A 12,525-nucleotide genomic window follows, 5' to 3' on the forward strand; every position below is an offset into this window, starting at 1 on the left:
CTGGACCTGGGAGCCTGTTGGCTTAGAGCCGGTTGACGTTCGTCACGCGAACCACGGCTGTGCCCGTCTCATCGGAAGCCGCGAGATCCACATCGGCGGAGATGCCCCAGTCGTGGTTTCCGGCAGGGTCATCGAAGATCTGGCGGACCCGCCACGTGCCGGGTTCTTCGGTGATGATGAGCAATCCGGGTCCGCGGGCATCAGGTCCCGTGCCGATGTCATCGTGTTCATCGAAGTAGTCGTCCAGAACCTCTTCCCAGCGCTCGGCGTCCCAGCCGGCGTCGGCGTCCAGCTCACCCAGGGCAGCAGAGTCTTCGTCCGCAAACAGCTCCACCCTGCGGAACATTTCGTTCCGGACCATGACCCGGAAAGCCCTGATGTTCGTGGTCAATAGCGGCGGCGGAGGTGGGGGAGCGTCATGCGGTGTTGGCATCAGCCCTGAGGTGAGCTCCTCCCACTCGTCAAGGAGGCTGGAGTCCACTTGCCGGACAAGTTCACCCAGCCAGGCGATGAGGTCTTCGAGGTCCTCGCGCAGCAAGTCCTGGGGCACAGTCTGCCTGAGTGCACGGAATCCATCCGCCAAGTAGCGCAGGACGATGCCTTCGGAGCGGGCCAGGCCGTAGAACTGCACGAACTCTCCGAAGTTCATGGCACGTTCATACATGTCGCGGATAATTGACTTGGGCGCCAGCTCGAAGTCGCCCACCCATGGGGCAGCCTTTCGGTACACCTCGAAGGCTTCGCCAAGAATCTCCGCCAAGGGCATCGGGTACGTGACTTCATCGAGCATGGCCATCCGCTGCTCATATTCGATGCCATCGGCCTTCATGGCAGCAACCGCCTCGCCACGGGCCTTCTTCTGCTGAGCAGAGAGAATCTGGCGCGGCTTCTCCAACGTGGCCTCGATAACCGAAACAACGTCCAGCGCATACGACGGCGACTCTGGATCCAGCAGTTCCAGCGCGGCAAGCGCAAACGGTGAAAGCGGTTGATTGAGGGCAAAGTTGGCCTGCAAGTGGACCGTCAAGCGGACAGAACGGCCTTCGGATTGTTGTTCATTTTCCGGAATGCGTTCAACCACACCCGCGGCCAGCAGTTCACGGTAGATGCCCAGCGCTTTCTTCATGAGTTTCAACTGCGCCGGGCGGTTCTCGTGGTTTTCACTGAGCAAGCGCCGGGTTGCCTGGAACGGATCTCCTGGGCGTTCCATGAGGTTGAGGAGCATCGCGTGGGTGACCGTAAAGCTGGAACCCAAAGGCTCCGGAACCGACTCCACCAGCCGTTTGAACGTTGATTCACCCCAGGAAACGAAACCTTCCGGTGGCTTCTTCTTGACCACTTGGCGAAGCTTCTTCTGGTCGTCGCCGAACTTTGCCGTGGCCTTTGCCATGGCCTTGGCATTCTCCACTACGTGATCCGGTGCCTGGACCACCACGGTGCCGGCGGTGTCATACCCTGCGCGACCCGCGCGGCCGGCAATCTGGTGGAACTCGCGTGAGTTGAGCACCCGGGTGCGCACGCCGTCGTATTTGCTCAACGCCGTCAACAGAACCGTGCGGATGGGAACGTTGATGCCCACGCCCAGCGTGTCGGTCCCGCAGATAACCTTCAGGAGCCCGGCTTGTGCGAGTTGCTCCACCAGGCGGCGGTACTTGGGCAGCATGCCGGCGTGATGGACGCCGATGCCATGGCGGACCAGCCGGTTGAGTGTCTTTCCGAAGCCCGCGGCGAACCGGAAGCCTGCGATGAGCTCTGCGATGCGGTCCTTTTCCTCCCGGCTGCACATGTTGATGCTCATCAGGTTCTGGGCACGCTCGATCGCTTCTGCCTGGCTGAAGTGCACAACGTAGACCGGGACCTGCTTGGTGGAGAGCAGTTCTTCCAGGGTCTCGTGGACCGGAGTGAGGTGGTAGTAGTAATGCAGTGGAATCGGACGCTCGGCAGAGCTAACGGTAGTGGTGGGCCGCCCGGTGAGTTCAGTGAGGCCGGCTTCGAAACGGCTGACGTCGCCCAGCGTCGCGGACATGAGCAGGAACTGGGCCTGCGGCAGTTCAAGCAGGGGAACCTGCCAGGCCCATCCGCGCTGGGGATCGGAGTAGAAGTGGAATTCATCCATGATCACGGTGCCAAGTTCCGCGGAAGCTCCCTCGCGGAGGGCAATATTGGCCAGGATCTCAGCGGTGCAGCAAATTATCGGCGCATCCTGGTTTACGCCGGAGTCACCCGTAATCATGCCAACGTTTTCGGCACCGAAGATGTCGCAGAGAGCGAAGAACTTCTCCGAGACCAAAGCCTTGATGGGAGCAGTGTAGTAGCTGCGCTGGCCACGGGCCATGGCCTCGAAGTGGGCTGCAATGGCGACCAGCGATTTACCCGACCCGGTGGGTGTAGCCAGGATGACGTTGGCTCCGGAGGCGAGCTCCATGATGGCTTCGTCCTGGGCAGCGTACAACTGCAAGCCGCGGCCTTCTGTCCACTCAACGAACCGTGTATAGATCTCGTCCGGACCCAACGGGTTGGAGGGGGTGGAACCAGGGAGCTGCTCAAGAAGTTTCATTGGTTTCCAGCTTAGTCCCCGGACGGTTTAGGCTCGCCCCAGCACTGTTGCCCAACGCCAGGAGGCTTATATGAGGTGGGATCCGTCCAAGTATGTGGAGTTCGGCAATCACAGGGACAGGCCGTTCCATGACTTGGTGGCCAGGATCCAGGCTGAATCGCCGCGGAAAGTGGTGGATCTTGGATGCGGCCCCGGCAACCTCACAGCCACACTGGCTGTCCGCTGGCCCGATGCGCGCGTGGTCGGCCTCGATTCCTCCGGCGACATGCTTGCGAAGGCAGATGGAGAGGCCCGGAAATTCGCCAACCTGGAATTCGAGCAGTCAGATATTGCTGGTTGGCAGCCTGACCAGGAGACCGACGTCGTAGTAACCAACGCCGCACTCCAGTGGGTTCCCGGGCACCAGGCCATGCTCGGTCACTGGCTGCGTGCACTTAAACCAGGCGCCTGGTTCGCGCTCCAGGTCCCGGGGAACTTCACATCCCCTTCGCACACTCTGATGAGGGAGCTTGCCGCGTCACCCAAATGGTCCTCCCGCCTTGGCGGCGTCCTTCGGCATGATGGCGTTGTGGGCAGTCCTGCGGACTACCTGGGTCTTATGCTCGACGCCGGCTGCGCAGCTGACGCCTGGGAAACCACCTACCAGCAGCTGTTGCCGGGCAAGGACCCCGTCCTTGAGTGGGTGCGCGGCACAGGACTGCGGCCTGTACTGGCAGCGCTGTCTCCTGCAGATGCCGCCGAATTCGAGCAGGAATACTCCGCTTTGCTGCGCGAGGCATATCCGCCTACGGGCCACGGGACGGTGTTCCCGTTCCGTCGTATCTTCGCGGTGGCCCGGAAAGACAAATGAGCCGGCAGGACGTGTTGCCGGACGTAGCAATTAAGTTTCCTGCCGCCCTTGGCTTGTACCCTTTCCGCGTCGCTGGTCTAATTCTCGGCATGGACCATGGACGCTTCATTGAGCAGCAAACGCCCGGATGGCTACCGGTACCCGGCCGGTTTTCGCGATGACTGCCATGGACGGCTTCCCCGGGAACTGGCGGCCCAACACCAGCAGCGGAGTTGCCCTTTTTGAGCAGCTGAGGCTGCGCATCATCGAACTCGCAGACTCCGGCGTCCTCGCAGTTGGAGCGAAGCTCCCGCCGGTGCGCAACCTGGCGGGTGTGTTGGATGTAGCCCCACATACAGTGGCCCGCGCCTACAAGGAACTGGAGGCTGCCGGCGTCGTCGCCACGAGGGGACGCAACGGCACCATCGTGTGTGCACGGGATGACCGCTGGGGCGCGCTTGCGGAAGTTGCCGCCCAGTATGCTGCTGCGGCAAAGGCCCAAGGAGCCTCATTCGCGGAGGCTGTACAGCTTCTTGCGGCCGCATATGACGCTGATTGATACCGATCGGTAGCATGTGAGGCACGACATGGAAATTCGAAGAAGTTTTCGATTAGCATTGGTAGGTGCCCAAAGCCTTAGCTGAAGATGCAGCCATCGATGCCCTGAAGAGTGTAGCCGTCGTCCCCGAAACCAAGCCCACCCGGCCGGACCTGTCCCGGCTGGTAGTCAAGGGCGCGCGGGAACACAACCTGCGCAATGTAGACCTGGACCTCCCCAGGGATGCGATGATCGTGTTCACGGGCCTTTCAGGCTCGGGCAAGTCCTCCTTGGCATTCGATACGATCTTTGCCGAGGGGCAGCGTCGGTACGTGGAATCGTTGTCCGCCTACGCCCGCCAGTTCCTCGGCCAGGTGGATAAGCCGGACGTGGACTTCATTGAGGGCCTGTCGCCCGCGGTGTCGATCGACCAGAAATCCACCAGCAAGAACCCCCGCTCCACCGTGGGCACCATCACCGAAATTTACGACTACATGCGCCTGCTCTGGGCGCGTGTAGGCCGTCCGCACTGCCCGGTTTGTGGCGAGCCCATCGCCCGGCAAACCCCGCAGCAGATCGTTGACCAGCTGTTGGAATTGGAAAAGGGCACACGATTCCAGGTTCTCGCTCCTGTGGTTCGCGGGCGCAAGGGCGAGTTCGTGGACCTCTTTAAGGAACTCACGGCCAAAGGCTATTCGCGCGCACGGGTGGACGGCGAACTGATACAGCTCAGCGAGCCGCCCAAGCTTGGCAAACAGTTCAAGCACACCATCGAGGTGGTGGTGGACCGCTTGGTGGTCAAGGAAGAGATCAGCCAGCGGCTCACCGATTCCATTGAAACTGCCTTGGGCTTGGCGGAAGGCCGGGTGCTGATTGAGTTCGTGGACCTTGACGCCGGGGACCCCGCACGTATCCGTGCTTTCTCCGAGAACCTCGCATGCCCCAACGAGCACCCCCTGGCCATCGATGAAATCGAGCCACGCTCTTTCTCGTTCAACAACCCCTTTGGCGCCTGCTCGGCCTGCAGTGGCATCGGAACCAGGCTTGAAGTGGACGAGGAACTGATTGTTCCCAATCCGGAGCTTTCCCTGGCACAAGGCGCCATCGCCCCCTGGTCCCTGGGCACCGCCACCACGGAGTACTGGAACCGCCTCCTGGAGGGCCTGGCCCATGAGCTCGGCTTCTCCATGGACACTTCGTGGGAAAAACTCCCCAAGGATGTCCGGAACACCGTGCTGCACGGCAAGGACCACAAGGTTGTGGTCCAGTATCGCAACCGGTTCGGCCGGGAACGCAAGTACAGCACCGGCTTTGAGGGCGCCATCCAATATGTTCACCGCAAACACGGCGAAACTGACTCGGATTGGGCACGGGACAGGTACGAAGAGTACATGCGCCAGATTCCCTGCCCCGAGTGCAACGGTGCCCGGCTCAATCCTGCCTCGTTGTCGGTGTTGATCAATGGGAAGTCGATCGCTGAAGTCGCGGCCCTTCCCATGCGTGAATGTGCGTCGTTCCTGGGCAGCCTGACCCTGACCGACCGCGAGGCACAGATTGCCCACCAGGTCCTTAAGGAAATCCAGGCCCGGTTGACGTTCCTTTTGGACGTGGGACTTGAATACTTGAACCTGGAACGTCCTTCCGGGACCTTGTCCGGCGGTGAAGCCCAACGTATCCGCCTGGCCACGCAAATTGGTTCCGGCCTGGTGGGAGTCCTCTACGTCCTTGACGAGCCTTCCATCGGTCTGCACCAGCGCGACAACCGCCGCTTGATCGAGACGCTGACCCGCCTGCGGGATCTCGGCAACACACTGATCGTGGTGGAGCATGACGAGGACACCATCCATGAAGCGGACTGGGTGGTTGACATTGGACCCGGCGCCGGGGAGCACGGCGGGCAAGTGGTCCATTCAGGTACCTACAAGGAGCTCTTGGAAAACAAGGACTCCCTCACTGGCGACTACCTGTCCGGCCGCCGCAAGATCGATGTCCCGGCCAAGCGCCGCAAGTACGACAAAAAACGTGAACTAAAGGTCATCGGCGCCAGGGAAAACAACCTGGACAATGTGGATGCCACGTTCCCCCTGGGGCTCTTCACGGCAGTGACGGGTGTCAGCGGTTCGGGCAAGTCCACGCTGGTGAACGAGATCCTTTACAAGGTCCTCGCCAACAAGCTCAATGGCGCCAAGCAGGTTGCCGGGCGGCACCGCAGCGTGAATGGATTGGAGCACCTGGATAAGGTGGTCCACGTCGATCAGAGCCCCATCGGGCGCACACCGCGCTCCAACCCGGCAACGTACACAGGCGTGTTCGACAACATCCGGAAACTGTTTGCTGAAACCACCGAAGCAAAGGTCCGCGGTTACCAGCCCGGCCGCTTCTCGTTCAACGTCAAGGGCGGCCGCTGCGAAGCGTGCTCCGGAGATGGCACATTGAAGATCGAAATGAACTTCCTGCCTGACGTCTACGTTCCGTGTGAGGTGTGCCATGGCGCCCGTTACAACCGGGAAACCCTTGAAGTGCATTACAAGGGAAAGACCATTGCCGATGTCCTTAACATGCCCATCGAGGAAGGCGCTGAATTCTTTGCTGCCTTCACCCCTATCGCGCGGCATCTGAACACCTTGGTGGACGTGGGACTGGGCTATGTCAGGCTGGGCCAGCCGGCCACAACCCTGTCCGGTGGCGAAGCGCAGCGCGTGAAGTTGGCTGCAGAACTCCAGAAGAGGTCCAACGGACGCAGCATCTACGTTCTGGACGAACCCACTACCGGCCTGCACTTCGAGGACATCCGGAAGCTGCTTATGGTCCTGCAAGGACTGGTGGACAAGGGCAACACCGTGATCACCATTGAGCACAACCTGGACGTCATCAAGTCCGCGGACTGGATTGTGGACCTCGGGCCGAACGGTGGTTCAGGTGGCGGCAAGATCGTCGCAACGGGCACGCCTGAGCAGGTAGCCAAGTCCACTGACAGCCACACCGCAACGTTCCTTGCGGAAATTCTGCGCTAACAGCCCGGATCGCCTTCCTGGACGCCTAAAGAATATCCTCAGCGGGGCAGAAGTATTCCGGTAGCGGCATGCGAGTTTCAGGCATGCCGCTACTCGTGAGAAACTAACCCGGTGACTCAAACAACGGTGCCCGTAATTTTCGATCTGGACGGCACCCTTGTCGATCCAGCCGGCGGTATCACAGGAGGAATATCCGCGGCCCTGCGCGAAATGGACCTCCCGGTCCCGGAACAGGCCGTGCTGAACGCCATGGTTGGCCCCAAGCTCAGCGATGCACTCCTGCATCTGGCGAATGTTCCGACCGAATTGGTCGATGAAACCATTTCCCGTTACCGGCGGCATTACAGGGAAACCGGTATTGGCCAGAGCAAGTTGTATCCGGGAATATTCGACCTCCTTGAATTCTTTGCCGAAACGGGGCGGGCCGTCGCCGTTGCAACCCAGAAGCCTCAAGGTATTGCCCGGATTGTCCTTGAGCATCACGGTATTGCGGATTTCTTTGTCTCCATTAGGGGAGCTTCCGACGACGAATCGCTGGCAGCCAATTCCGCGTCCGGAAAGATCGGGATTGTTGGCGCGGCCTTGGCTGATCTCCACTCCCAGCCTGCTGTGATGGTGGGGGACCGGCACCAGGACGTTGCCGGAGCAATGGCCAATGGCCTTGACTGCATTGGTGTTGGCTGGGGTTTCGCTTCGGACGGCGAACTGGAGGAAGCCGGTGCGGTTGCCGTGGTCGGCAGCACCCTTGAGTTGCGAACCAAAATTGAAGAACTTGACGCTGTCCGCGCGGCGGCCCTGAGCGAGGTACAAAACGATGGCAGTCTTTGATGCGATCCGCTGGACAACGCGTGGACTGATCTCCACCACGTGCCGGCCCACGGTCATTGGACTGGAGAACGTGCCAACAGAAGGCCCCTTCATCGTGGCGCCAAACCATCTCTCTTTCCTGGACAGCGTGATTGTCCAGGCGCTCATGCCCCGTCCAGTAGCGTTCTTCGCCAAGGCGGAGTATTTCACCACCAAAGGCGTTAAGGGCGCGGTGATGAAGTCCTTCTTCGAAGCCGTCGGTTCCATCCCGGTGGAACGCGGTGAACAGGCTGCCAGCGTGCAGGCCCTGAAGACCCTTCTGGACATCCTGGAGTCCGGCAAGGGCATTGGAATTTACCCGGAGGGCACCCGCTCCCGTGACGGCATCCTTTATCGCGGCCGGACCGGCGTCGGTTGGTTGGCGCTCACCACGGGCGCACCTGTAATTCCCGTGGGCCTGATAGGCACGGAGAAACTGCAGCCAGCGGACAAGAACGCCGTCCGCCCCCAGCACTTCACCATGAAGGTTGGCGAGCCGCTCTACTTCGACAAGACGGGCCCGGACCATTCCCTTCCAGCACGACGCCAGGTGACGGACAAGATCATGGATGCCATAGCTGCCCTCAGCGGACAGGAACGGTCCTCAAGCTACAACCAAAGCAAGTCGGTGGACTGAGCGGGCTGGCGTAGGCTGCCGATCCTGTTCACTAGACTGGAATCGTGGCAAATCCAGCAAGTTACCGGCCCCAAACGGGTGAAATTCCCACCACCCCGGGCGTCTACCGTTTCCGCGACCCCCACGGCCGGGTTATCTACGTGGGGAAGGCCAAGAACCTCCGTTCCAGGCTGAATTCCTACTTTGCAAACCCGTCCGGGCTTCTACCCAAGACGCATGCCATGGTCCATGCCGCGAGCAGCGTGGAGTGGACGGTTGTGGGTAGCGAGTTGGAGTCGCTACAGCTGGAGTACACCTGGATCAAGGAATTCAAGCCGCGTTTCAACGTGGTCTTCCGGGACGACAAGACGTATCCCTACCTGGCCGTCACCATGGGGGAGAAGTACCCCAGGGTGCAGGTCATGCGCGGCGAACGCAAGAAGGGCACCAGGTATTTTGGCCCCTATACCGCGGGTGCTATCCGGGAAACCATGGACACACTCCTTCGCGTGTTCCCGGTCCGCAGCTGCAGCGCGGGCGTTTTCAAGCGCGCACAAGCCAGTGGGCGCCCTTGCCTTCTTGGCTACATCGACAAATGCGCAGCACCCTGTGTTGGCCGCGTGACGCCGGAGGAGCACCGTGAACTTGCGGAGGACTTCTGCGCCTTCATGGGCGGGGAAGCCAAGCGCTTCATCAACCGGCTGGAAAAGGATATGGCGGCCGCCGTCGCGGAACTCGACTATGAGCGCGCCGCACGGCTCAGGGACGACATCATCGCTTTGCGCAAGGTCTTCGAACGCAACGCCGTAGTCCTCGCCGAGGATACGGACGCCGACGTCTTCGCACTGCATGAAGACGAGCTCGAGGCGTCCGTGCAGGTGTTCCACGTCCGCGGCGGCCGGGTCCGTGGACAGCGTGGCTGGGTGGTGGAGAAAGTCGAAGACGCCACGACGCCGGAACTCATCGAGCACCTGCTGCAACAGGTTTACGGGGAAGACAGCGAGGTCCAGGGCCGCATTCCCCGGGAAGTACTCGTTCCGGAGAATCCGAGCAACCACGCCGAGCTGAGTGAATGGCTGGGCGGGCTCCGCGGAGCAAAAGTGGATATCCGCGTGCCCCAGCGAGGTGACAAGGCTGCGCTCATGTCAACGGTCCGCGAGAACGCCGAGCAGGCGCTGAAGCTGCACAAGACGCGCCGCGCCGGGGACATCACCGTCCGTTCGCTGGCCCTTCAGGAGCTTCAGGAGGCCCTTGAGCTTCCGGTTCCGCTGCTTCGCATCGAATGCTTCGATATCTCGCACGTCCAAGGAACCAACGTGGTCGCATCCATGGTGGTCGTGGAAGACGGCCTGCCCAAGAAGTCCGATTACCGTAAGTTCTCCATCACGGGAGCGGCGGCAACCGATGACACCGCCGCCATGCACGATGTCTTGACGCGCCGTTTCCGCCACTACCTCACCGACAAGGCCGCCCAGGTTCCCGTCTCCGGTGAAATCATCAACCCAACCCGTGCGGGCACCGCCGCGGCTGCCCCTGGAACTGAAGCGCCGCCGTCGGACCCCACCATGCCGGCCCCCAAAGCCAAGTTCGCGTACCCGCCCAACCTGGTGGTGGTGGACGGCGGGCAGCCGCAGGTCAACGCTGCAGCCCGCGCATTGGCCGGGTTGGGCATCGACGACGTCTACGTGGTGGGCCTGGCAAAGCGCCTTGAAGAGGTCTGGCTCCCCGACAGCGACTTCCCGGTGATCCTTCCGCGGACTTCGCAGGGCCTGTACCTGCTCCAGCGCATCCGCGATGAAGCCCACCGCTTCGCCATTACGTACCACCGGCAAAAGCGCGGCAAGGCCATGACAGTGTCTGCCCTGGACGGCGTTCCGGGCCTGGGAGAAGCCAAACGCAAGGCCTTGGTGGCACATTTTGGGTCCCTCAAGAAGATCAGGGCGGCCAGTGTGGAGGAACTGACCTCCGCCAAGGGCATCGGTCCGGCGTTAGCTGCTGCAGTCGTGCAGCATCTGGGTTCCAGCGAAGACGCAGGTGAAACCGCTCCTGCCGTGAACATGACCACCGGCGAAATCCTCGAATCTTAGCTAGGGTAAGAACTTGACCGGTGGCCGCAACTGCGATGCCACCGGTCAGGCCGTAACAACCACTTGTCGAGGAAACGGGGACCACTGATGGATGAGGCAACGGCAGGAGCCGGCGCGGAGCAGGACGGACTAACGCCCGTCAAGCCGGCGGAGGCGGAACTGCTGGTGGTTACCGGCATGTCGGGGGCGGGCCGCAGTACCGCTTCGGACGCCTTGGAGGACCACGGCTGGTACGTTGTGGACAACCTTCCTCCCCAGATGCTTGGCACCCTGGCGGAAATTGTCTCGCACGCGCCCAAATCCATCCCGAAGCTGGCCGTAGTGGTGGATGTCCGAAGCAAGGACCTCTTTACCGACATCCAGACCGCTCTGGGGGCCTTGAGCGCCACCGGCATCACGTTCCGGGTGTTGTTCCTCGATGCCAGCGACGAAGTCCTGGTCCGGCGGTTCGAACAGGGCCGGCGGCCGCATCCGCTGCAGGGCGGGGGACGGATCCTTGACGGAATCGGCATAGAGCGTGAAGTCCTGCGCGAACTGCGGGAGCATGCCGACGTTGTCCTGGACACCAGTGAGTTCAACGTGCACGGCCTTGCAACAGCCATCACTGAATTGTTCAGCGATACCGGACCTGTGACGCTCCGGCTGAATGTCATGAGTTTCGGGTTCAAGTACGGCTTGCCTGTTGACGCCAACTTCGTGGCCGACGCCCGTTTCATTCCCAACCCGCACTGGGTGCCGCAGCTACGTCCCCATACAGGACTGGATGAGGACGTCAGCGACTACGTGCTCTCTGCTGATGGGGTGCAGGATTTTGTCGACCGTTACGTCAAGGCCCTGGAGCCGGTCCTGGACGGTTACCGCCAGGAGAACAAGCACTACGCCACCCTGGCCGTGGGATGCACCGGTGGCAAGCACCGTTCGGTGGCAGTCGCCGTCGAGCTCTCCAAACGCCTCGCGCAATATCCGCGCGTTACCGTGACAACCACCCACCGCGACCTGGGGCGTGAGTAATGGGAGTCCTCACAGGTCCGTTGCCCCTCATCCCGCCAAAGGGCGTTCCGGGCAGCCAGCAAAACAAAAGTCCTTCGGTCGTGGCCCTCGGCGGCGGACACGGACTGGCCGCGTCGCTCTCCGCACTTCGTTTGTTGACGTCGGAACTGACGGCGATCGTCACGGTAGCTGACGACGGCGGCTCCTCCGGGCGTCTTAGGGACGAGTACGGCGTCCTCCCGCCCGGCGACCTGCGCATGGCACTGAGCGCGCTATGCGACGACACCGACTGGGGGCGGACATGGCGGGACGTCATGCAGCACCGCTTCACTGCCGGAACCGCCAAGGGCGGTTCGTTGGACCACCACGCCATGGGCAACCTGCTCATTGTCACGCTCTGGGAGCTGCTGGGGGATACCGTGGCCGGCCTCAAATGGGCCGGGGCGCTGCTGGGCGCGCGGGGCCAGGTGCTGCCCATGTCCAGTGTTCCCCTGACCATTGAGGGCCAAGCCCGGGTGGAACTGCCCGGCGGTGGATATGAACTGCAGACCGTCAGCGGCCAGGCAAAGTGCGCCGTTGCGGGAAAACTGGACGAAGTGCGGCTGCTGCCCGAGGACGCCCGGGCCTGCACCGAGGCCCTCACCGCGATCGAGCTCGCCGATTGGGTCATCCTCGGACCAGGGTCCTGGTACACCTCGGTATTGCCTCATTTGCTGCTCCCCGAGCTTCGGCAGGCCTTGGGGGATACCGCTGCCAAGCGCTGCCTCACCATGAATCTTGACGTCGAAACCAAGGAAACGTCCGGCATGACGGCGGCCGACCACCTGGATGTCCTGCGACGCTATGCGCCGGAGTTCAGCGTCGACGTCGTACTCGCCGATCCCTCCGCGATCCAGGACCTGAAGGCCTTTGAGAAAGCAGCGGGGATGATCGGTGCGGAGGTGGTGTTGGGTAGAGTAGGGGCTTCGAGGCGCCGCCCTGTCCATGACCCACTGCTCCTGGCAGCGGCGTACCACGATATTTTCGGGAACAGTTAGGAATACACACG

At 61.8% G+C, this 12,525-nt stretch carries 9 protein-coding genes; 8 read left to right on the top strand and 1 reads right to left on the bottom strand.

Features of this window, described 5'->3' with window-relative positions:
• Positions 1-22: 22 nt before the first annotated feature.
• Positions 23-2,557, bottom strand: a complete 2,535-nt coding sequence (locus tag LDN82_RS11695) for a DEAD/DEAH box helicase (protein ID WP_224164353.1) — start codon at positions 2,555-2,557, stop codon at positions 23-25.
• A gap of 70 nt (positions 2,558-2,627) precedes the next feature.
• Here LDN82_RS11695 and LDN82_RS11700 point away from each other — a divergent pair, with 70 nt between their 5' ends.
• The 8 genes from LDN82_RS11700 to yvcK all read left to right on the top strand — a co-directional run bounded on the left by LDN82_RS11700 (position 2,628) and on the right by yvcK (position 12,514).
• A complete protein-coding gene (locus LDN82_RS11700) occupies positions 2,628-3,407 on the top strand; it encodes a trans-aconitate 2-methyltransferase (protein ID WP_224164354.1) in 780 nt (259 codons plus the stop codon).
• A gap of 157 nt (positions 3,408-3,564) precedes the next feature.
• Positions 3,565-3,945 (top strand): GntR family transcriptional regulator, encoded by a 381-nt coding sequence (locus LDN82_RS11705; protein ID WP_216925843.1) that lies wholly within the window; start codon positions 3,565-3,567, stop codon positions 3,943-3,945.
• A 65-nt stretch (positions 3,946-4,010) separates the two neighbouring features.
• Entirely contained in the window at positions 4,011-6,938 is a 2,928-nt protein-coding gene (gene uvrA, locus LDN82_RS11710; RefSeq protein WP_224164355.1) for an excinuclease ABC subunit UvrA, read from the top strand.
• Positions 6,939-7,049: 111 nt separating this feature from the next.
• Complete coding sequence (locus LDN82_RS11715) at positions 7,050-7,766, top strand: HAD hydrolase-like protein (RefSeq protein WP_224090223.1); 717 nt, start codon at positions 7,050-7,052, stop codon at positions 7,764-7,766.
• Positions 7,753-8,421: a lysophospholipid acyltransferase family protein gene (locus LDN82_RS11720; RefSeq protein ID WP_224164356.1), complete on the top strand. Its 669-nt coding sequence runs from the start codon at positions 7,753-7,755 to the stop codon at positions 8,419-8,421. Before LDN82_RS11715 ends, LDN82_RS11720 begins: the two co-directional genes overlap by 14 nt.
• Positions 8,422-8,465: 44 nt before the next feature.
• Entirely contained in the window at positions 8,466-10,487 is a 2,022-nt protein-coding gene (gene uvrC / locus LDN82_RS11725) for an excinuclease ABC subunit UvrC (RefSeq protein WP_224164357.1), read from the top strand.
• A gap of 87 nt (positions 10,488-10,574) precedes the next feature.
• Positions 10,575-11,498, top strand: a complete 924-nt coding sequence (gene rapZ / locus LDN82_RS11730; RefSeq protein ID WP_224164358.1) for an RNase adapter RapZ — start codon at positions 10,575-10,577, stop codon at positions 11,496-11,498.
• Positions 11,498-12,514, top strand: coding sequence for a uridine diphosphate-N-acetylglucosamine-binding protein YvcK (gene yvcK / locus LDN82_RS11735; RefSeq protein ID WP_224090225.1), 1,017 nt, complete (start codon positions 11,498-11,500; stop codon positions 12,512-12,514). Before rapZ ends, yvcK begins: the two co-directional genes overlap by 1 nt.
• The last annotated feature ends 11 nt before the right edge of the window (positions 12,515-12,525 follow it).

The sequence above is a fragment of the Arthrobacter sp. StoSoilA2 genome (assembly GCF_019977195.1).
Classification (GTDB): Bacteria; Actinomycetota; Actinomycetes; order Actinomycetales; family Micrococcaceae; genus Arthrobacter.